The organism is Psychrobacter sp. JCM 18900, assembly GCF_904846625.1.
Classification (GTDB): domain Bacteria; phylum Pseudomonadota; class Gammaproteobacteria; order Pseudomonadales; family Moraxellaceae; genus Psychrobacter.
Window position 1 is genome coordinate 1 of record NZ_CAJHBL010000007.1, and the last position, 22,307, is coordinate 22,307.

A 22,307-nucleotide genomic window follows, 5' to 3' on the forward strand; every position below is an offset into this window, starting at 1 on the left:
GTACTACTGACGTAACTGGCGCAATCCAATTACAAGACGGTACTGAAATGGTAATGCCTGGTGATAACGTTGAGATGGGCGTAGAGCTTATCCACCCAATCGCTATGGACAAAGGTCTTCGCTTCGCAATTCGTGAAGGCGGCCGTACTGTAGGCGCTGGTGTTGTTGCTAACGTATTGAACTAAGACTTAATTCTCAGTAATGAGCTTATGAATTAGTCATAAAAAAGGCCATCCTATTTAGGGTGGCCTTTTTTTTTTGAGAAATATTGATTGTATAATTACGGGTCTACATGAATGTATGGCAAGCTCTACATATATCATCTAAGTATAATATAATAATAAAAACAGCCTAATAATAATCGTGTAAAAGGAACGTCATGTTTGCGATAGAAGTATTATCAATGAATGCAGTAGAACTCGAAAACGTTATTCAAACCGTCGCTAATATAGAGGCGATGGTGCAGCCGGATGATGCTTGGAACCAGAAAACATTGACTAAGTTACTTGAGCAGGACAGTATTTGCCTATTGATTGCTTATGATCAAGCGAAAGAGGAGGGTGTCTCTCATCGTGAGATAGTTGGCTATTGCTTATATCAAGTGACTTTTGAGCAAGCAGAGGTGTTACGTATCGGAACTGATCCAGAGCACCAACGCCAAGGTATTGCTTCGCAGGTATTGAATAGGCTGCATGAGCTGTTACAGCTTAATCAGGTAGAGAGTCTTTTGTTAGAAGTACGTGCCGATAATGCAGCGGCGATAGCGTTATACGAGCAACAAGCATTTAGCATCATTCATAGACGCAAAGGCTATTATAAAGTGCCACATAAACCAGCAGTCGATGCATTAATCATGCAGCATACTTATATTTAATGAAGTGAGTAAAGCTTAGGGCATGTCCTCAATTCAAACGAGTGTCCTCTAAATGGGCTAAAAACAGCTAAATTTTGCCAAACATCGTCAAATAGTTGGTCAATATCTCGATATTATCTGCACTATTTTCCTCGTTTGACGGCAATTTATCTCATTTTTATCACCATTTTTAAAATGAGGACACGCCCTAATAAAAAATAAACGGCGATGATAAAAGTAGCTATAACAGCTACGATATAAGAGCAGAATTGACTAAGCTTTATTGCAAAGGAATTTTCTTTTTACAGACTTCTACATCAAGCTGATAATCACTATCTGCTTTCATTCGACCTAAAATATCCAAGCGTTCGCTCAGTAACTCCACCATTATGCTGATATTGGCTTGCTGTTTTTTAACTTGTTCTAGCTTCTGCTGTGTGAGTAAAAGCTGTGAATCGATATCCAAGTGACCATCATAATAATCATTTAAGCTGTTTTTGATTTCAGTAAGCGTAAAACCAATAGCTTGCGCACTTTTGATCAGCTCTATGCGTTCGATACATTCTGGATGAAACTCGGTATATAAACGTGAGCCTGCCTGACGCTTGCGAGATTTTAGCAAGCCTAATTGCTCGTAATGGCGAACCGTATCTTTGGTCGTATTGGCCTTTGCTGCTAGCTCACCAATCAATAGAAACGATGTATCAAGTGCCATAATAACCTCTTATTTTTTTCGCTATGATAATCATAACTCTGGTTGCCAAGGCGATTCGCTATCCAGTAATGATACAGCTAACGGTTTATGAGAGTGCCTTTGCCATGGCACAGACTGGCTGCCTATTAAGTTGTCTAACTGAGCTAGGAAATCAGCACGTGGTAAAGTAGTGGCACCTAAACTCATTAAATGATCGTTCGGTAATTGACAGTCGACGAGTGCGACATCACTTTGCTCACACAGGCGCATCAGACCCCAAAATGCTAGCTTTGACGCATTAGACGCTTGATGAAACATTGACTCACCAAAATAGATGCCGTTTATCTTTAACCCGTATAATCCGCCAATCAGTTGACCTGCCTCGTCCCAAACTTCAATGCTATGAGCAAAGCCTTGCGCATGCAATTTGGTATAAGCTTCGATCATCTCATCATGAATCCAAGTATGCTCGCCTTCAGGCTGATTGTCATTAAGGCCATCGCTACGCGGTAAGCTACAGGCATGTATGACATCGTCAAAGGCTTGATTGAGCGTCACTTGCCAACGTTCGCGATTTGCTTGCTTACGTAGAGACTTGCTCGGTTGATAGGCAGATGGGACAATCACACAACGTGGCTCGGGACACCACCAAGCAATAGGCTCATCTTCGTTAAACCAAGGAAATAGCCCCTGAGCATAGGCTGATATCAGCGTTTCAGGCGCTAAGTCACCGCCCATAGCGACAATGCCAATACCATCAGGATCGATAGAAATGGGATCAGGAAAGTCATAACGCCCAAGACTTTTTAAAGTCTCAGGCGTAATGTGTTTATCGTGCTGTTGAGTAAAGTTGCCCATTTAGGCTTCTTTATCTGCAGTTAGGGTTGAATCATAAGTGTGGTCACGAGCGACGGTTTCGCCCAATGCATCCAAGTACTTTTCAGCATCCAGCGCAGCCATACAGCCAGTGCCAGCAGAAGTGATGGCTTGACGGTAAACGTGATCGGCTACGTCACCTGCGGCAAACACACCTTCAATACTGGTTTGAGTAGCATTACCATTCAAGCCACTATTAACGATCAGATAGCCATCTTTCATGTCTAATTGACCTTTGAACAAGTCAGTATTTGGCTTATGACCAATAGCGACAAACATACCCATTGTATCTAGTTGTTTGGTGCTGCCATCAATCATAGATTCGATGACGACGCCATTGACGCCCATGTCATCACCGACCACTTCTTTTACTTGATGGTTCCATTCGATTTTGACATTACCATTTTTGGCTTTTTCAAACAGCTTGTCTTGCAGAATTTTCTCAGAGCGTAGGCTGTCACGGCGATGTACTAAGGTCACTTCAGACGCAATATTAGATAAGTACAAAGCTTCTTCAACCGCTGTGTTACCACCACCAATCACCGCAACTTTTTGGTTTTTATAAAAGAAACCATCACAAGTAGCGCAGGCTGATACGCCAAGCCCTCTGAACTTGGTCTCTGACTCTAGTCCCAAGTACTGTGCAGAGGCGCCAGTTGAAATAATGAGCGCGTCACAAGTATAGCTACCGTTGTTACCTGTCAATTGAAAAGGACGTTCGTTTAGGTTTACTTCGTTGATATGATCATAGACCAGTTCAGTACCGAAACGCTCAGCATGCGCTTTCATACGTTCCATCAATGCAGGACCTGTCAAATCATGCGCATCGCCTGGCCAGTTGTCGACTTCGGTAGTGGTGGTTAATTGTCCACCGACTTCCATACCAGTGACCATAACTGGTTTAAGGTTAGCGCGTGCTGCATAAACTGCGGCAGAGTAGCCAGCAGGGCCTGAACCTAAGATAATGAGCTTTTCGTGACGTGGAGCAGTAGTGTCAGTTGCCATGAGTTGTTCCTTGCTAAATATACGAATTAAAAATGTAAGTTATAAATATAATAAAAGACGAATATCAAAAATGACTACGAATATGCTTCTTCTAATTGCTGTGTGATAATAACATAAGGGCACAGTGCACAAAGTGCAAGTTTGCTAAAACAAACACAGGTATCATTAGAATCAAAGAATAAATAACCTTAGAACATAAGTGCAAAAACAGAGACTATTTTATAGAATTTAGGCAATACAGTTAGCCATATTTTGCCACTATTGTTTCGCTAACCAACTGTTTTCTTACGCAAAGTGTCTACTGATTTACTTTCTTACACGCTTTCTTGATAAGACTGTCGCCACTGTACCTATGTATTTGTTATTATAAGAAGTTATGCCAAGTGTAGTAGGAGCCAAGCGATAACGGTTGTTTAAAGGCTCTACAATCGGCACATGCCAAACAAACACTTCGCTCGGTACATTTATGTCAACACTTTATGTCAGCATGATTAGGCTTAGTCATGCATTGGCGACCATTTAGTATTAATAACAAGGCAGATCTTACGTGATATCAGCACCGCTTATTGAGTATTTAAAAAAGGGAATGTTTACCCTCCTTGGGTTAATACTGGCCGTTTATCTGTTTGTCATTTTGATGACTTATACAGGCAACGATCCTAGCTGGTCGCACATCAGTAGTGATATGACCACGATTAACAATATGGGCGGCGAGGCTGGCGCATGGTTATCCGATTTGCTTTATAGCTTTTTTGGGTTTGGTGCTTGGTGGTTTTTGGCGTTTGTGGTTTATGAATCTATCTTGATTTGGTGGGAAAACAAGCCAACGTTTTGGCTCATGCGATTGGTCGCTTATGTGTTTTTACTATTAAGTGCTAGCGCATTATTTGCACAATTGGTCTCTTTAGTTCAACAAGTTACGAACCCTGACGCAATCGGCCTCGAAGGTATCGCAGGTGGTATCATCGGGCTAGAGTTACAAGCGCGTTTGGCACAGCTGCTATCGCAGTGGGGGAGTGTGGTTTTCTTAGCAGTATTCGTTGTGATTACCGCTACGTTTGCCTTTAATATCCATTGGATGACGATATATCAAAAGGTTCGTGCGCTGTCGTGGCTTGGTTCAGGTGTAAAAAATCAGGATTCTATTGAAGCTACTGAACCGAGCAGTACATCACAAGATGATAGCCAGAAACTAGATGAGTCGGTAGATAAAAAAGTAGAGCATGAGCAGCTGCCACTGGAGTTGCAGTCTGCTGAAAATACTAGCGGTACTCAAGACGTTAGCAGTAGCGGACGTTTCGGTAGTGTATTGTCAGACTTTTTGGCAACCTCAGGATTGGCAGATAGTGTCAAAGCCTCTGTCATCGCAGCAAAAGCAGCGGCGACACCTAATAGCTCAAAAGGTGGTCAGGTAAATACCGATACAGAAACGCTTAACGCTGCTACTGATAATACAGCCAACAATGCAGTCCAGCCATTAGTTTCAAACTTGACTGCACCTATTGCTCGCAAAGTTGAGCCAAGCTTTGCGTGGAATGATGCCAATACGGTCGATGATTTACTTGCAAGTGAGCAAATGGCCTACAGTGCCAAGGGTATGGACAGCTCGGCTATGCCTGTACCTAACTATTCCCAAACGGGTGCTAGTGCCACAGCATCGTTAGAGAAATCAGTGCCTGCTACTGTGACCACTACAACGATGGAAGCGGTTGCTCAACCAGATATACATGATAAAGAACCACTAACTCAGCCATCAGTTGATGAGTCAGTGAGTAGTAATTTAGCCAGTCAGCCAGTCGTTGAACCTGCTGATCCTAAAATCTCTACGACATATGAGACTGTGGAAGTAGATAAGTTGGCAGAAGCATGGTTGGCAGAGCATGGTAATATACCAGAACCTACAGAATCTATCGTAGAAACGCTAGTAGACTCTAAGCCTGTTCAGGAAACCGTAGCAGCTGAGCCAATCGTACAAGAGAAGACACCAGAACCTATCGTAGAAGAGCCTATTAGTTTTGCACAGGATTCAGCCAATCAACTGTCTGATACGCCTGTAGAGTTGCCACAGACTAATAATGCGTCAATAGTCTCTGAGCCTGAAGTCGCTCCGGTAACAGTAGAGACTGAGCCTGCATTGTCAGATGTGTTAGACGTTTCAGACATGACACCAACCAATACGCCTCCTGCCAATCCAAAAGCAGCGCCAACGGTGGAAGTGACTAGCCCAGTCTCAAATGTACAGCCTGATCAGAAAGCGCCCGCGCAACCATCTGTTAGTTTTGCTGTCCCAGAGGGCGATAGCAGCAACCATATCACTGATATGATGCCAGAGGACGACAGTGATGACGACACTAATGTACCGGTCATGCCGCATATTAGTGATGACGCAGCTTTTAGTCAAAAATCACGCTCGATGCAAACGGCAGCTTATCGCAGCAGTCTAACGCCTATTCCAGAAGTGTCTATATTGGATAAGCCTGATCCTGACCGCAAGCCTAGCTACACTGTGGCTGAGCTTGAAAAACTGTCTGAGTTATTAGAAATTAAGCTACAAGAATTTAACGTAAAAGCCTCTGTGGTTAATGCTATTCCAGGGCCTGTTGTCACCCGTTTCGAAGTAGAGTTGGCTGCTGGGGTAAAGGCTAGTAAAGTCACAGGTATCTCACGTGATTTAGCGCGCTCACTATCTATGGCCTCTTTGCGTGTGGTCGAAGTAATTCCAGGCAAACCCTACATCGGTATCGAAGTGCCTAACAAGAAACGTGAAATGGTACGTTTGATTGAACTGCTCAATACCGAAACGTTCAAAGACCCGAAAGCGCAGATTAGCATGGCAATGGGTAAAGATATCGGTGGTAACCCAATCATTACCGACCTTGCGCGTGCGCCGCATATGCTGGTCGCTGGTACTACAGGCTCTGGTAAATCAGTATTGGTCAACTCGATGCTACTATCTATGCTACTCAAATATACACCCAATGAGCTGCGTCTTATTTTGATTGATCCAAAGCAGCTTGAGCTTGCCAATTACAATGATATTCCGCATTTGCTAACGCCAGTAGTCACCGATATGACGGAAGCCGCTAGTAGCTTGTCATGGTGTGTGGCTGAGATGGAACGACGCTATCAGCTGATGAGTTTGCTAAAGGTTCGTAAGCTCAATGAGTTCAATAAGAAGGTCATCGCGGCGGAGAAATCAGGCAATCCTATGCTCGATCCTCTATGGCGTCCGAATGACAGCGTAAGTATTAGCCAAGCACCCAAGCTAAAAACCTTACCCATGATTGTCATTGTCGCGGATGAGTTTGCCGATATGATTATGCAGGTTGGTAAACAAGCCGAAGAGCTCATCACACGTTTGGCGCAAAAATCGCGTGCTGCAGGTATTCATTTAATGCTAGCGACTCAGCGTCCGTCAGTCGATGTCATTACGGGTCTGATTAAAGCCAACATCCCAGTGCGTGCGGCACTACGAGTCAACTCAAAAGTCGATTCACGCACGATTCTAGATAGTGGCGGTGCTGAGGACATGCTAGGTAACGGTGATATGTTGTTCTTGGGACCAGGGCAGATTGAGCCAGATCGTGTGCATGGTGCTTACGTCAGTGACGAAGAAGTTAACCGTGTCTGTGATGCTTGGCGTGAGCGCGGCGCCCCTGATTATATTGATAATATGGCAGGCAACTTTGAATTATCTAGCCCAGGCGGTGGTAGTACAGCCAATGCCTCTGGTGAAGATGATGATTTATATAATGATGCCGTGGCCTTTATCATGGAAACACGTAAAGTTTCTGCCTCAAGCATTCAGCGTAAATTCAGCATCGGCTACAACCGTGCTGCGCGTATTGTCGACTCTATGGAAGAAGCTGGATTGGTCAGCTCTATGGGTAAAAGTGGCAAACGTGAACTATTGATGTAGGATTAATCCTTAAGTTGATAACGAAAAAGCGAGTCATGAAAATGGCTCGTTTTTTTATGGAAGAAACTTAATAATGCTTTCATAAATTGAGGGTTTAGAGGTAAGCTCTTATTATTCAGTATGCTCTAGGGTGCGAAAAGTAGATTCGCATATTGGTTCATTAGTTGACGAAACCGACCAGATGACTAACGAGTCCGTTTATCAAATATCAGGCACGGTTTTTTATACTAAACTGACAGGAGTTTATGAAAAAATAGTCATTAATTTTAGAAAATACGAGTGTTACATAGTCTTAATAAAATTACTCTCCAAGGAAGGTTGGTTATGTTTAAAGAATATACTCAATATGATGGACTAGCCTTAGCGGCATTGGTCAATTCAGGTGAGGTCAGCGCAAAGGAATTGCTAGACGCTGCTGTCCATCAAGCCAATCAAATCAATCCTAAGCTAAATGCCATCGTGCATCGTTTTGATGAGCGTGCTTACAATGCTGCGCAGGCGGGTTTACCTTCAGGTGCATTTACTGGCGTGCCGTATTTACTAAAAGATTTATCATTTAGCTTCGCCGACGAACCTATTACGATGGGCAGCCGCAGTGTCAATATCATTTCAGAAAAAGACAGCGAAATCGTCAAACGGATGAAAGCGACAGGCGTTAATACTTTTGGCAAGACTAATACTCCTGAGTTTGGTCTGATTATCACCACTGAGCCAAAAGCGCATGGCGCTACTCACAATCCTTTCAAAAAAGGCTATAGCTCTGGCGGCTCGTCAGGGGGCAGTGCAGCAGCAGTTGCGAGCGGTATTGTCCCGATGGCAGGTGGTGGTGACGGTGGCGGCTCGATACGTTTCCCATCTGCTTGGTGCGGTACGTTTGGGTTAAAGCCAAGCCGCGGACGTAATCCAATGGGCCCTAATCTTGGTGAAGGCTGGGAGGGGGCCGTGGCTGACCACGTGATTACGCGTTCAGTACGCGATAGTGCGGCGATGCTAGATGCCACTAGTGGAGCAGAGATTGGCGGCCCTTATGTTATTGCTCCGCCAGACGGAACCTTTTTGCAAGCGGCAATGCGTGCGCCGCGACAGCTAAAAATCGCTTTGCATCAGCAGCCTTTGATAGCCAATACGACAGTAGACAAAGAGGTACTAACGGTACTTGAGCAAACGGCTAAGCAATTAGAGTCTATGGGTCATGAAGTAGTACCAGCCGAGCCAAACATCAATATTGAGCAGTTTTGGCATGACTTTATCGTTGTGGTCTGCGCGCATACTGCTTTTACGATTGATAATATCGAGCGTGAGTTTGGGGTTGACCACGTCAAAAACTTAGAGCCACAAACCTATAATATGGCGCTGCTTGGGCGCTCATTGTCAGCGGTTGATTTGGCACATGCCAAACATGGCTGGCATCATAGCCAGTATCAGACGGGTCTATTGCTAGAAGACTACGATATGATTTTGTGCCCGACTGTGCCCACGCCTGCGGTAAAGCATGGTGTACTACCGCCTAGCCGTATGGATGAGATGATGATGCGTAGCGCCGAGGTGCTTAACAAGGGCTTTAACATGGGTAGATATGCCTTTAGCTCAGGCATGATAGAAAAGCTCAGTGCCCCTGTATTAGGTAAGATGGGTTTTACGTTATTGGGTAATGTTACAGGGTTACCCGCAATGTCAGTACCAGTCGGTATGAGCAAAAAAGGCCTACCGATTGGTATGCAGTTAATCGGGCGCATGAATGATGAAGCGACATTATTCAGTGTGGCGGGCGAGATGGAGCGCGCAGGTTTATTTACCAAACACGCTTTTGAGAAGTAAGGTTAAGCTATGGTTTGGATTGATAACACTCAATCAAAGCGATAGATATCCATACCCAAGCTATGATGGGCCATACTTTGATGAACGACAGAGACACGCTGACCAGTACCTAATGCAAAAAACAACGGTAGCAAGTGTTCATCACTTGGATGAATCTCCTTGTAGTCTGGGTATTGCTGCCAATCGAGCGCCGTGGGAATGTCTATTTTGAGCTGCTGCAACAACCATTGCTTAAACGTTTTGGCTGCTTGATCGATGCTGTCAGCTTCCCAGCGCAATGCTTGCAAATTATGCGTAATGTTACCTGAACCGATGAAGAGGATTTGCTCATCACGTAAATGTGCCAATTGTGCGCCTAATTGATAGCAGGCAGTACTGTCATAATGCTGTGGTAGTGATATCTGTACGATAGGCACATCGGCTTCTGGATACAGATGTCTGAGCGGCGCCCACACACCATGATCACAGGCACGTACTGGATTGACACTACAAGTGATGCCACGTGCGGTCAGCTGCTGCGCAAGTGTCTCAGCAAGCGCTGGCTGGCCTATAGCAGGGTACTGAATGTCGTAAAGTTCAGGCGAAAATCCTGAAAAATCATGCCACGTCTTTGGCTGTGGATTGCTGCTAATCTCTAGCTTTGCTGACTGCCAATGCGCTGACATAATGACAATGGCACGTGGCTTAGGTAAGTTTTGACCGATACGTGCCAGTGCACTGGTCGTCGCAGACTGCTCAATTGCAAGCGTAGGTGCGCCATGCGAGATAAAGAGCGCTGGTAGCTTAGATGTATTCGTCGCTACATCAGATGTATTTCCCCATGCGGCAGCCGCTGTGATAGGCGTCTGCACACTATGATGGTCATCACGTTGATGAGAGGGCTTAGAGGCGTTGGGTGTCGCACGTTTTGGATATTTCATGTTGCATTTATTAGGGCGTGCGCCAGTTTTTCAATCTACTTTAGGGTCAATGTTTTAAATCGAAAAAATAGCTCAGTATTTTATTTAATTACCACGGTGATAAGGGTGGTTGTTGTTGATACTCATCGCGCGATACAATTGTTCCATAAGTACGACGCGCACTAGCGGATGCGGCAATGTCAGTGCTGATAGTGATAATTTTGCATCGGCCTTTGCCAATACTTCTGGCGAGACACCATCTGCACCGCCAATGACCAAGGCAATATCATCGCCTTGCAGCATGCCATCAGCGAGCTTATCAGCCAATCCTTCTGTCGAAATCATCTTGCCTTTGACATCTAGTACCCATAATTGCTCGCGGCTCGATGCATTATGAGCAGCTAATATAGCCTGACCTTCCTGCTCACGGTACTGCGCCAAATTGGCATCTGAAGGGTTCTTTGCCCGCTTGGCTGCCGCAATTTCGACAATTTCTGTGCTTAGCATTGGTTGAATGCGTTTGTAATATTCGTCAAAACCCGTCTGTACCCAGCTAGGCATTTTATTGCCAACGGTCAAAATCCTTACTTTCATAATGCTTACATCTCGATAATTGAATTCAAGCTTATTAGGCCGTGTTCTTAATAATTGTATCGCTCGTTCTTCATTGTCTGCAATTTACATCAGAGGGTTAATCGTCTCTGATACGTTGCTACTTGCGCTTTGATCGTCCGCTTGGCTTGGCTTTGGAATGACAGTCAGCTTTGCATCAGACTCAAAGACAATGGCTTCGACATCATCGAAACTATTAATCCCTTCAGAACGCATGGCACATTCGATTTCTTGACGCGTCAAACGCTCATCGCGCATGGCATCTGGCAAAAACTGCCCTTGATAAAAAACGATACGCGGCTCTGATAAAATAAAGTTACTAAATTGCGGTGAAACAGCCGCATATTTGGTCACCACAAATTGCAATAGGTACAATACTAAAATAGACGAAACCCCTTCAACAAAGGGAATGTCTTTGAGCAAAATCGTACTGGCACCTAACGAGCCGATCATGACCGTTACGATCCAATCGAAGTTGTTGAGCTGTGACGTTGAGCGTTTGCCAGAGACTTTGGTAACTGTCACGATCAACACGTAAACCATAACAGTCGTCAAAACAATACGACCAAGCTTGTCTATGTTGTCAAAAAAGATCATGTCCATAATGCTCGCTCCTATTATAAAGGTAAAACAAGTCATCGCTAAAATTTTACTTACTAGGGCGCGTCTTACTTTGTCTCATTTTTAGTACTATTCTTAAAATAATGACACGCCCTAAACTTAGCCTAACGGATTTTACGCATTAGCAGGGGAAAACTTTGTAGCACCTTGTAGATGATGGTTTGTACTTACGTTGATTTGCGTATAGGGTCTAATAATCGATTGATAGACCATAGACTGATTCGCGCACTGACTAGAGTGAGAACTAGCATCAACATTAATGATGAAAGCAGGGGCAGTGGACGCTGCATCGCCATCTCAAACAATACCTCACGGCTTATCGTATCAAACAGCCAAAACCAGATGGCTGAAAAATAAATGACCGTCAGCATCCAAACAATCACAACCCCACCAAACATCAATTTATTAATCTCATCTCGCGCTAATGCTCGCTTCTGATGTTTGATAAATTTACTGACAGCGATATAAGCACCCACGATAATAGAAACCACCATGACCAATTGCGGATTGAGCGCAAGTTTGGTCTGTATCATCATAAATATGGTACTGGCAAGCGTGTATCCAATCGCAAAAAAACCGACATATCGTGCCAGTTTGGGCTGCACTTGTACAAGTGTTTGAGGTTTGTTGAGACTGGTTGTCTGGCGTGACATAAGCTAACCTTTATAAAGGTAAAAAATAGAGTATTGATAATAAATCGACTTAAAGCGTTAAGTGTCAGCGCTGTGCTGTCCAGTCGAGCATGGCATCTAATATAGGTCGCGCTGCATAAGGATTTAATGCTTGATCAGTATTAATTATACCGACGACAACGTAATCCTGTCCTGACAGCCCTTTGACGTAACCTGCCATTGAGGTGACGTTATTTAACGTGCCAGTTTTTATCCATGCACGACCAGTAGCTACAGATTCAGGCAAGCGATCGCTATGGGCGGCAATAGTGCCACTAACCCCAGCGACACCTAACGAATCGACATAGGCATCAAAATTTGGTCGACTGTAAGCATAAGTCAGTAGCTCGCTTAGGTTGGCTGCGGTGATAGTACACTCGCGGCAAAGCCCTGAGCCATTGGTCAAATGTGGCGGCGGCGTACTGAGGTTGGTTTGCCACCATTGATTGATGGTTTGTAAGGCTGCTGGATAGTCTGTCGTAGCAGGTTTGCCAAATTGATATAAGCTATCAGCCTTTTTACCATTAGATTTATCGGCTACTACTTTACTATCCACCTCATTATTAGCTTTGACTTCATTGCTAGCTTTGACTTCATGACTGCTTGGACTAGTCGCAGTTATGCTAGCAGGTATTGTTTGAGTCAGCCTTTCTTTATCATAAGCGCCTATAGATAACGCCATTTGCTCAGCCATGACATTGTTTGAGAAGTGGTTAATGTCATGAATCTGCTCGGTTAAATTCAACGACGGATAGCTGACCATAGGTAGAGGCGACATCGCGATAGCCGTAAGTCCGTGCGCTCGTTTTGTCGTCTTGGTCATATCGTAAGGTGCTTCTTGTGAGATTACCTGTCCACTCAAAGTATTCCCTAATGCTTGCCATTTGGCAGCGATGACGTGTGCGGCAAACTCTTTGGCATTGGGATATGCTACGTAAAAGACATGCTCACCGCAGCTCTCTGGGAGATTGGCATTTAACACAAGCTGCGTGTTTTGCCACTGCGGCGCTAGGCTATAGCTTGCTTGCCCACAACTGGCTGCACGGGTATTGATTGTAGCAGGCAGCTGATAGTTAGCTAACCGCGGCTTATAGGTCACATTGGCTTGACCATTATCTTGAGGGTAAGTTTTGATACCAATGGTGCTAAAGTTAACCAAAAACCCATCTGGGCTGGCGTTATAGGGACGTAGCGGTGAGTTGTCAAAGGCGGCAGGATCTTTACTAACATCATTAAAAACCGTGCTGTCGATGATGATGTCACCATCGATATGACGAATACCGGATGCTTGCACTTTATACAGTAACTGCTTTAAGCGCTCGTGGGTCATTTTTGGGTCGCCACTACCTTGAATGATCAAGTCACCATGTAGACGGTTGCCGATGACAATACCTGTGTGATAAACCCGTGTATACCACACAAAATCGGCCCCTAAAGTGTCCAAAGCGATAAAGCTAGGCACGAGCTTCATGGTGCTGGCAGGCGTACGAGGGATGTCAGACTGGTGATCTAGCAAAGGCGAAAATGAAATCTTTATAGAGGCTTTACTATTGCTCTCAGTATCTTGGGCTTTGGCATTCTGATCAAGCGTATGCTGAGATTCATTAGGGATGACTGTTGGAATGCTCTCTACGCTCTGATAAGTATAAGGGTCATCAGTATAGGCATGTATTTTTCGCTCGTGCTTCTCAATGGTGCGCTGCTCTATGGTAACTAACGCGCTCTGATGGCTCGGGTCGCTGCTAATTGTATCCGTAGAGGCGTTTGTAACTGGGTGTTCAGATACTATAGTAGCTGCAGATTGGCTGCCAGTTTCATCACTATCAATGACTTGAATAGGAGTAGGCAGACGACTGGCAGCCTTGTCACCCACAGGTGTAATCACGATGCTGATATCTGCTTCTGTCAAGTCGGCACGCGCCAAGGCTTTTTGAATGGCTGCTGGCAACATGGCTTGTGCATGTATTGGTGCGACTATAACCGCTGCCAATAACGCTAACCTAGATAGACGTTTACTAGGTTGGTTCAGCGGTCGCAAATGACGACAAAGCGTGGTGATTTTGGTTGCAGCAGTAGGGTAATGGCGGCGTCTAGAAGGGTATCGCATGAGCATCTTTCATCAGGTGGCAAAAACAGCCTATGGTAACATGAGTTGCTGTTTTCGCACATGATGCCAGCAGCACAATTTTAGCAATAACAACGCCCTTATTTAGATAACTAACTCTAACTATCGATTGAACTGAGAGCATGACTTGCTGCTAACGCACATGCAAAAAAGCCATCGCCGTCATGACAGCATCGTTATAAGCATCATGCGCGCCCAGTTCAGGAATGTTGTAATGGGCTAAGATACGATTCAGATGTTGAGCTTGTCCAGAAAGCCCTTGCGTATGACCACTGATACGCCGACTGTACAGATGACGCAAATCTATGACTTCGTTTGGTAGCGAGGTTCCCATATAGCGTTTGACCAATGGATTCAAAAAAGCTATGTCTAGCTGTGTACAGAATCCAACAATTGGTCGATTACCTATGAATGGTAGTAGTAGGGCTAACATGTCATCGTAACTCATGCCATGTTCAACGTCGGCGGTACGCAGGCCATGAATGACAATAGTGTCGCGGTCTGGCATGACAGGAGGTCTGCAAACCAAATGCATGCCATTACCCGTGTCGATCGTATTGCCATTAATACGTATCGCTGCTACAGACAGCAGGTGATGCTTCTTGGGGTTCAATCCTGTCATTTCGCAGTCAATCGCTACCCACTGCTCAGCCGAAGGTATCGTAAACATTGGGGCAAGCTCTGGACGCTGTAATTGCGTCTTTTGCCAAGCGCAAGATAACTGCTGTAACCAGCTCATATTAATCGCTCATCCATCTATATTGTTTTTGTACTTACAAAATTTCTGTATTTATGAAGCCTCTATATTAAGACTGCCACATTTATGCGATTTCTAGTTGATAGTGTTGACGCAATTGGTTTTTGAAGCTTTTGACCACGGCCAGACACTCTTTTAGTAGGTCACGTTCAAGTGCGGTCAAAGTCGTAGGATCTACTTGCCGTGCATGCTTATCGTCAGTTGAGAGTGCCACAGACAAGCGCTGTGCCATAAAAAACTCTAATGCTTCTAGCAGCGTATCGGCACGCTCTTGGGTCATAGCATCAACCTGTACCAAGGACTTTAAACGCGCCTTGGTACTAGGCACGTCGAGCACATTGTTTTCTAATGCTAAAGTGCGGATACCATGCACCAAAGGAAAGATACCGGCTTTTTTTAGATCAATGTCGGATGATGCTGATTTACCGCCTAGTAAAGGTACAAACTTCTGCCACCATTGATTAACATCACCAAACTGTAGCGCTGCACGGGCAAACTGCCTGACAAACATAGGGTCTGCTTGTTGATGAGCAAGCTTTAAATACTGACGTACTTGAGTAAGCAGTGACTCATCGCCGCAGACATATTCAGCATCTAGTATCGCAGACAAGTAAATACCATGCATCGGATCTGAATTTCTAAACCATAGGCCAATTTGCGCAGTGAATTGCTCGAGCGGTTGTCGCCACATAGGATTGGTCATCATAATATTGCCATCACACAGTGGGTAGCCAAGCGTTGCTAAATGGCTATTAAAAGTATCAGCAAACTGTGCTAGGTCAGGATGCGTATAGCCATCACGAATGATGAGCGCGTTGTCCTGATCGGTACGCATGATTTGCTCACCGCGCCCTTCTGAACCCATAACGATTAGGCAAGTATTGGCCATCACTTCATCAGGTACGATTAGCTGCCATAGTTTGGTAAACACCTGCGCATTTAGCGTCTGTACCATACGACTGATATTGCCGATTTTGACACCATTGTGATGCTGTGCACGAATATAGCGCCCGATCAGCTCAACAGCAGTATCTAGGCTCGATAAGTCCTGCGCCTGCTCGATTTGAATACTAATCAGCTGCGAATGATTACCAATATGAGCGAGCATATCGCTTTGCCCAAGCACACCGACGACATCGCCACTCTTATCAATGACTGGCAGTCTATGAATACGATAGCGAGTCATGGTCAGCAGCGCATCGCCAATCTCATCACTGGCTTTGATGGTACGGAGATTAAAATTTGCATAGCGCTGGCAAAGAGTAGTAGCAGGATCTTGTTTATCACTCACCGCGCGACAAATATCAGTATCGGTCAGAATCCCTAAGAGTAATCCTGTCTCATATTGCGCTGTTTGTGAGCTATCCGAACCATTTAAACTATTTACTTCATTTAAACCCTCTAAGCTATGTAGCGGCCGGACCAGCACATGTTTTAATCCAGCTTTGGTCATGATGCGGGCTGCTTCGTACAAGCTATCATCGGCATCGACGATATGCACTGGTAATAGATGAACATCTATCACCGGCTGCAGCATGATTTGCTGTACTTCTTGTTGGTTGGTATAGCTAGCAGGATCTAGCGTTTTATTATGACGTCGTTGGCGCAATGCTTTTAATCGTTCGGGCAGTTTGTCTGATAGCATTTGCCGTACCAGATGATTTTGTGCACTGATTTTATCGATAGCATCACCAGCGACTTGGAGCAGTAACGTCTCTTCACTGGCTCGGAATTGATAGGGTTGTATGGACGTACTTTCATGCTCTAGCTGATTGTCCTTGGGAAGTGATTCAGGCAGGCGGCGACTATCAAACCAATCATTATTGTTCAGACCATCAGCGTGATTGCTACCGACATAGGACGCGACAAAATCACCATCTAGTGATTGCTCGATTTGCCCTTTGATGACGACATATAGACATTGCAGTTCTTCTGCAGGCAAGCTCTCGTTTTTGGCAAGGTAGCGTATCTGGGTGTTTTTTCTAATGCTTTGACGCTCAGCTAAGCTCAATACATCGAAGGGCGGTTGGCTAAAATCAAGATGGGGCATGGCATCATCCTTGATGGCATATTTTCGGTAGAGACTTTACTATAGCACTAGGGCGTGTCCTCAATTCAATTGATCATATCTAAACGGGCTAAAAATGGCTAAATTTTGCCAAACATCGTTAAATAGCTGGTTAATATCCCGATATTATCTGCACTATTTTCCTTGTTTGACTGCAATTTATCTCATTTTTATCACCATTTTTAAAATGAGGACACGGCCTAATAAAACCAAAAGCCTCCAATAACCACAATATAAATAGGGTTATTGGAGGCTTTTTGCTACTGCGACATTTATTCCAGCTACATTAGATTTTTCTAATTAGTTTTAAGCACCTAATAATTTGCGGATACGACTGATTGCTTCTCGGCTCTCATCGACACTCGCGACCAGAGCGATACGCACATAACCTTGTCCAGGATTATGACCATCAACTTCACGTGACAAATAGCGTCCTGCTAGTGCATGGATATTGGTTTGCTCATATAACGCTTTGACAAAGATTTCATCATCACCGCCGAATTGCTCAGGTACTTTGACCCAGAAGTAGAACCCAGCATCAGGCATGCGTAACTCTAGCAACTCGCCAAGCTCAGACATCCATAGGGCAAACTTTTCTTGATATAGTGCGCGATTATGAGCGACGTGTTTTTCGTCTTGCCACGCAGCGATAGAGGCGAGCTGATGTGGTATCGGCATCGCACAACCTTGGTAAGTACGATATTGCAAATAAGCCTGCAAAATTTTGGCATCACCAGCCACAAACCCAGAGCGCAAACCCGGTAAGTTTGAACGTTTGGATAAAGAGTGGAACACGATACAGTTTTTGAAATCACGGCGACCAAGGGCAGCACAAGCTTGGAGCAATCCAATCGGTGCTGTATCAAAATACAGCTCGCTATAACACTCGTCACTGGCAATGATGAAACCGTACTGATCTGACAGACGAATAAGGTATTCCCAATCATCCATTGTCATGACGGAGCCTGTTGGATTATTTGGACTACAGACAAACAATAGCTGCGTACGCGTCCAAACGTCTTTTGGTACCGCGCGATAGTCACCTTTGTAATCATTATCTGATGTACAAGGGACAAAATAAGGCGTTGCCTGTGCCAGTATCGCTGCGCCTTCATATATCTGATAAAACGGGTTAGGCATGACAACCGTAGGCGATGCATTAGACGCTGGAGCATTGCTCTCTTTGTCAGCTACATCATGATCAACGACCGCTTGTACAAAACTAAAAATCGCTTCTCGTGTGCCCATTACTGGTAATACTTGAGTATTAGCATCGACGTGATTTAGAAAAAACCGCTTCTCTAACCAGTGGGCGATAGTTTGACGTAGCTCAAACATACCGTTTGTAGTCGGATAACGACTTATTTTGTCCAAGTTTTCGCGTAGGACGTCCAGCACAAATGCAGGGGGTTCATGTTTTGGCTCACCAATACCGAGCTTTATTTCACTGTAACCGTTGGCAGGCTTGCTATCGGCAAGCAAGGTTGCCATCTTTGCGAATGGATAAGGATGTAGATGCTTTAAGTTGTGATTCATAAGTGTGATAACTATAATAGACAATTAATAATAAAGTTATAAAGAAAATTTATATTAGAGCAGTGTAGCACTTCTCTAATTTTTTGTCCTTTTCTTCTTATATCGTGAATAGGCATTTACCAAGCGTAAGCTATTCATCATATGACTACCAAATAGGTAGTCGCTCAAAAGTCTTTTGAACCTTTCATAATGTATAACCTATAACAATATAAAAAATGACTACATCACAAACGTGGTAGATCGTTTTAAGGATAGTTTGATATGTCTAGTGTGCTAAATAATGATGATCTCATCGCTAAAGATATCAATGATGAAAAACTTGATAACAATTTACAGCGTTCTAACCTGTATAAGCTGCTCAAAGAGCGTGAACAGAGCTGGTGGCAAGCGCGCCAGCAACTGATCGAGCGTCAAGAAAAGAAAATGTTTTGGTATGGTGAAAACAGCCTAATTATGTGGCTGTTGTGGCAATTAGTCGGCTACGTGGTAGTGGCAATGGCCTTGATGCTGCTCAATAATATATTCGGTATCTCATTACCGCTATGGCAATACGTCTCTTTATTTGTGATACAGACCATATTTTTTGTCAGTGCACTTGCTGCTAAAGGCCAGTTGGCAAATAAACTTCAGCGCAAAATAGACAACGATGAGCTGATGCGCGAAGAGGCGCTCAATGAAATGATTATTTTGGCAGAAGATAGCCTGTATCCTGATGTACATGCCAAGTCGCCTATTTCTTTAGAAGCCTTAGACGATTATCTAGATGGACAGCTTCACCTAGCAAGCTTGCAGTGTTTGCTACAAAAAGAAGTCGATGCTGGACGTTTAATCATGGAGCAGCAGCCACCTGAAGTAGGGGTTTTGCCGCCAGAGCTTGCTGACGATGAATTGAATGAACATGCTAGCGAGATAACCTATAGAAGTACGTTATAAAACGTACTTCTATGATGACTATCAGACTACTTTTGCTAGTTAATATTCAAAATAATGGCTAACCAAAAATATCTAGCCGTATCAAAAATATATTACGCTATTATGCTCTTTCTGAACGGTAAGACTGGCTAACAGAGCTGCCTTTAATGCTTCCAGTCTATCAGGTGATAGTGGCTTATCGTTTTGATCACTGATATAAAACATATCCTCTGCACGCTCACCTAAAGTAGTAATACGCGCAGCATGTACTTCGATTTGCTCTTGCAAAAACACTTGCCCAACTCGCGCCAATAGCCCTGGCTGATCAAGCGTTTCTAAGCTCATGATGTGTTGATCTGATGCTTCATTGAATTCGAAGTTAATCACCGTTTTTACTTCAAAGTGTTTCAACTGACGCGGCATACGCTTGTTCGTCAGCTTAAGTACAGTAGGGTCTTTGAACGAGTCAATTAAGCGTTGTTTTAGCTCTTGTTGGCTCTCCTCATCAACCAACAATGTGCCACTAGGATCTAGCAATACATAAGAATCCAAAGCAAAGTCACGGGTCGCTGTGATAATGCGTGCATCTAAAACATCAAGATTCATCTGATCAAATACTGCCATAGTAACGGCAAATAGGTTCATTTGATCTTGGGTATAAACAAATACCTGTACCGCATCAAGTGCCAATTCGCGATGTTCACGCAAAACGACCAACGGTGGGCTGTCAGCATTAGAAGCCAATCCAATCGGTGGGTGATTCAAAATAGCTTCGGTATGCCATAAGATATCTTCTGCAATCTCTCGCAAGAAATACTCATCGCCCAAGTCATCCCACAGACGCAATACTTCATCGCGGTTCATGTGCTGGTTATTGACATTATCTAGCATCGTCAACGCTTGCTTGCGTGTGGCGCTAATCATATCTTGACGATTGGTAGGTGCATCGATATCAGCGCGCAAGATGCGCCGAGTTTGTGAGTATAGCTGTTTCATGAGCGTTGCCCGCCAGCTGTTCCATAGCTGTGGGTTGGTCGCATTCATATCAGCCACCGTCAGTACATACAGATGGTTTAGATGAGTCACGTTACCGATGAGATCGGAGAAAATAGTCACCACCTCAGGGTCTGAGATATCTTTTTTCTGTGCAGTAATCGACATAAGAAGGTGATAGCGCGTGAGCCAGCCTACTAAGTTCGCATCCGCCAAGCTCATACCATGCGATAAACAAAACTCAATTGATTCGGTTTGACCAAGCTCACTATGATCGCCGCCACGGCCCTTAGCAATATCATGGAACATGGCTGCCAGCACCAAAATCTCTTTACGCTCGATACGCTGAAAGATAGAGCTGACCAGTGGAAACTCTTCATGGAAGGTCGGATCTGTAAATCGATGCAAAATTCTAATCAAAAACAAGGTATGCGCATCTACTGTATAACGATGGAACAAGTCATATTGCATAAGGCCAGTGACTTGCGCAAAAGCAGGAATATAGTTACCCAATACTCCATAGCGATTCATAGTACGTAGACGATGAAATAGGTAGTTTTGTTCTTTTAGATTCGATAAAAACAACGCTCTGTGAGTATGGTTGTCTCTATATATCTGATCGATGCCGCGTGCGGCAATTTTGAGTGCGCGCAAAGTATGGGTGCGAACTTTATCGATGCCATGCTGACCCATCAATAAAAACATCTCTAAGATAGAATCTGGGTGCTGTGCAAAAACTCGATGATGTGCGATGGCAATCTGGTTACCAATACGGTTGAATCGCGCATTTATAGGCTGTTTTTTTGGCCGTTCATCGTCAGGCAGCTGCGGCTCTATGATCGTTTCATAATAATGATTGGTCAGCATCTCAGACAGCGTTGATATCTGCATCGCACAGCGATAGTAGTCGCGCATAAACCGTTCGACCGCAGCATTAGGCTGGTCATCAGGCTGGGTCTCGTAGCCCATTAGCTGAGCAATCTCACGCTGGTAATCGAACAACAGCTTGTTTTCGTTACGGCCAGTCAGTACATGTAAGTAATGACGAATTTGCCATAAGTACCCTTCGGCAAAGCTCAACTCATCAAACTCTTTTTCGGTCAAAAAGTTCTGTTGTACCAAATCATATAGCTTGCTCACGCGAAAATAACGCTTGGTGACCCAGCCGATGATATGAATATCACGTAGCCCACCCGGTGCTGTTTTGATATTGGGTTCAAGGTTGTACTCGGTGGCATTGTGCTGCAAATAACGCGCTTTGGATTCTTCCATTTTTACATCAAAGAAGGCGCGCGGAGACCACTGTTTATTGACGATTTGAGCAGGCATGTCTTGCAATGCTTCGTTGCCGATTAGGAGTCGAGCCTCTAGCTGAGCACTGGCAATCGTATGGTCAAGCGCTGCCTCTAGCGCATCATTAACACTACGTACGGAGAGCGCAGGCTCTAATCCTATATCCCATAGTAGAGCGACCAGTTTGTCGATTTTGCTACTGGCATCAGTACCTATCTCACCAGGAGACAGAAGCAAAATATCAATGTCTGAATAGAGCGATAGCTCACCGCGCCCGTAGCCACCAGTCGCAAAAAACGCCAAATCAGTTTTATCCAACTCAAACCATTTAAACAATGCAATCAATAGGCTGTCGATAGCGCAAGCGCGAGCTGCAACCAGCTGACGAATATTGGTGCCACGTTCTAGTGAGCGGCTGATATCGTCGTTGATTTGTGCCAACCATTCAGGAATGCCAAGTAGATTCTTGTCTGTCACATTTTTGGCTGACAGTGGGGATGAGTCTGCCGCCACCTCACTTGGTAGTATCGGTAAAGGCGTCAAATCAACAGAGGCGATATCACAATTAAACATGAGTGTTATCCAGTTAAGAGTTTAGAAATAGAACGTTCGAGCTGAGCGCTATTGGGCATCTAATATGCTGATGGCTAATAAA

General features: G+C 44.4%; 16 protein-coding genes and 1 pseudogene. 5 read left to right on the forward strand and 12 right to left on the reverse strand.

Features of this window, described 5'->3' with window-relative positions; genetic code table 11:
* Both tuf and rimI read left to right on the forward strand, forming a co-directional pair.
* Window positions 1–185 (forward strand): annotated as a pseudogene (tuf, locus tag JMX96_RS12135) (elongation factor Tu); the annotation flags it as partial.
* 194 nt (window positions 186–379) lie between these two features.
* Entirely contained in the window at window positions 380–874 is a 495-nt protein-coding gene (gene rimI / locus JMX96_RS12140; protein WP_201569350.1) for a ribosomal protein S18-alanine N-acetyltransferase, read from the forward strand.
* Window positions 875–1,133: 259 nt separating this feature from the next.
* Here the strand turns inward: rimI and JMX96_RS12145 are convergent, their stop codons facing one another.
* From JMX96_RS12145 to trxB, 3 genes are read right to left on the reverse strand one after another with little or no spacing between them, the layout of a single operon-like run.
* On the reverse strand, window positions 1,134–1,568 hold the full coding sequence (locus JMX96_RS12145; protein WP_057758493.1) for a MerR family transcriptional regulator: 435 nt from the start codon (window positions 1,566–1,568) through the stop codon (window positions 1,134–1,136).
* A 30-nt stretch (window positions 1,569–1,598) separates the two neighbouring features.
* Window positions 1,599–2,405 (reverse strand): leucyl/phenylalanyl-tRNA--protein transferase, encoded by an 807-nt coding sequence (aat, locus tag JMX96_RS12150; RefSeq protein WP_201569352.1) that lies wholly within the window; start codon window positions 2,403–2,405, stop codon window positions 1,599–1,601.
* Window positions 2,406–3,428, reverse strand: coding sequence for a thioredoxin-disulfide reductase (trxB, locus tag JMX96_RS12155; protein ID WP_057758497.1), 1,023 nt, complete (start codon window positions 3,426–3,428; stop codon window positions 2,406–2,408).
* 547 nt (window positions 3,429–3,975) lie between these two features.
* On the opposite strand from trxB, the gene JMX96_RS12160 reads away from it, so the two are divergent.
* Both JMX96_RS12160 and JMX96_RS12165 read left to right on the forward strand, forming a co-directional pair.
* The gene (locus tag JMX96_RS12160; protein ID WP_201569354.1) at window positions 3,976–7,347 is read left to right on the forward strand and encodes a DNA translocase FtsK; all 3,372 of its coding nucleotides are present in this window, start codon (window positions 3,976–3,978) and stop codon (window positions 7,345–7,347) included.
* Window positions 7,348–7,671: 324 nt separating this feature from the next.
* Window positions 7,672–9,165 carry an amidase gene (locus tag JMX96_RS12165; protein WP_201569356.1) on the forward strand — a complete coding sequence of 498 codons (1,494 nt, stop codon included), beginning with the start codon at window positions 7,672–7,674 and terminating at the stop codon, window positions 9,163–9,165.
* Window positions 9,166–9,194: 29 nt separating this feature from the next.
* Here JMX96_RS12165 and JMX96_RS12170 read toward each other — a convergent pair whose 3' ends face one another.
* The 8 genes from JMX96_RS12170 to dapC all read right to left on the reverse strand — a co-directional run bounded on the left by JMX96_RS12170 (window position 9,195) and on the right by dapC (window position 18,454).
* On the reverse strand, window positions 9,195–10,085 hold the full coding sequence (locus JMX96_RS12170; protein ID WP_201569358.1) for a DODA-type extradiol aromatic ring-opening family dioxygenase: 891 nt from the start codon (window positions 10,083–10,085) through the stop codon (window positions 9,195–9,197).
* Between the two features lie 84 nt (window positions 10,086–10,169).
* Window positions 10,170–10,658: a 23S rRNA (pseudouridine(1915)-N(3))-methyltransferase RlmH gene (rlmH, locus tag JMX96_RS12175; RefSeq protein ID WP_057758501.1), complete on the reverse strand. Its 489-nt coding sequence runs from the start codon at window positions 10,656–10,658 to the stop codon at window positions 10,170–10,172.
* 84 nt (window positions 10,659–10,742) lie between these two features.
* Complete coding sequence (locus JMX96_RS12180; protein WP_201569360.1) at window positions 10,743–11,279, reverse strand: DUF421 domain-containing protein; 537 nt, start codon at window positions 11,277–11,279, stop codon at window positions 10,743–10,745.
* 185 nt (window positions 11,280–11,464) lie between these two features.
* Window positions 11,465–11,950, reverse strand: a complete 486-nt coding sequence (locus JMX96_RS12185; RefSeq protein WP_057758504.1) for an ABZJ_00895 family protein — start codon at window positions 11,948–11,950, stop codon at window positions 11,465–11,467.
* Window positions 11,951–12,014: 64 nt separating this feature from the next.
* Window positions 12,015–14,075 carry a D-alanyl-D-alanine carboxypeptidase/D-alanyl-D-alanine-endopeptidase gene (locus JMX96_RS12190; protein ID WP_227677044.1) on the reverse strand — a complete coding sequence of 687 codons (2,061 nt, stop codon included), beginning with the start codon at window positions 14,073–14,075 and terminating at the stop codon, window positions 12,015–12,017.
* Between the two features lie 151 nt (window positions 14,076–14,226).
* Window positions 14,227–14,832 carry a 3'-5' exonuclease gene (locus JMX96_RS12195; protein WP_201569362.1) on the reverse strand — a complete coding sequence of 202 codons (606 nt, stop codon included), beginning with the start codon at window positions 14,830–14,832 and terminating at the stop codon, window positions 14,227–14,229.
* A gap of 82 nt (window positions 14,833–14,914) precedes the next feature.
* On the reverse strand, window positions 14,915–16,900 hold the full coding sequence (locus JMX96_RS12200; protein WP_201569364.1) for a DUF294 nucleotidyltransferase-like domain-containing protein: 1,986 nt from the start codon (window positions 16,898–16,900) through the stop codon (window positions 14,915–14,917).
* Between the two features lie 324 nt (window positions 16,901–17,224).
* Window positions 17,225–18,454, reverse strand: coding sequence for a succinyldiaminopimelate transaminase (gene dapC / locus JMX96_RS12205; protein WP_201569367.1), 1,230 nt, complete (start codon window positions 18,452–18,454; stop codon window positions 17,225–17,227).
* A 261-nt stretch (window positions 18,455–18,715) separates the two neighbouring features.
* On the opposite strand from dapC, the gene JMX96_RS12210 reads away from it, so the two are divergent.
* Window positions 18,716–19,387, forward strand: coding sequence for a hypothetical protein (locus tag JMX96_RS12210; RefSeq protein ID WP_201569369.1), 672 nt, complete (start codon window positions 18,716–18,718; stop codon window positions 19,385–19,387).
* Window positions 19,388–19,468: 81 nt separating this feature from the next.
* On the opposite strand, the gene glnD is transcribed toward JMX96_RS12210, so the two are convergent.
* Complete coding sequence (gene glnD, locus JMX96_RS12215) at window positions 19,469–22,225, reverse strand: [protein-PII] uridylyltransferase (RefSeq protein ID WP_201569371.1); 2,757 nt, start codon at window positions 22,223–22,225, stop codon at window positions 19,469–19,471.
* Window positions 22,226–22,307 lie beyond the last annotated feature (82 nt).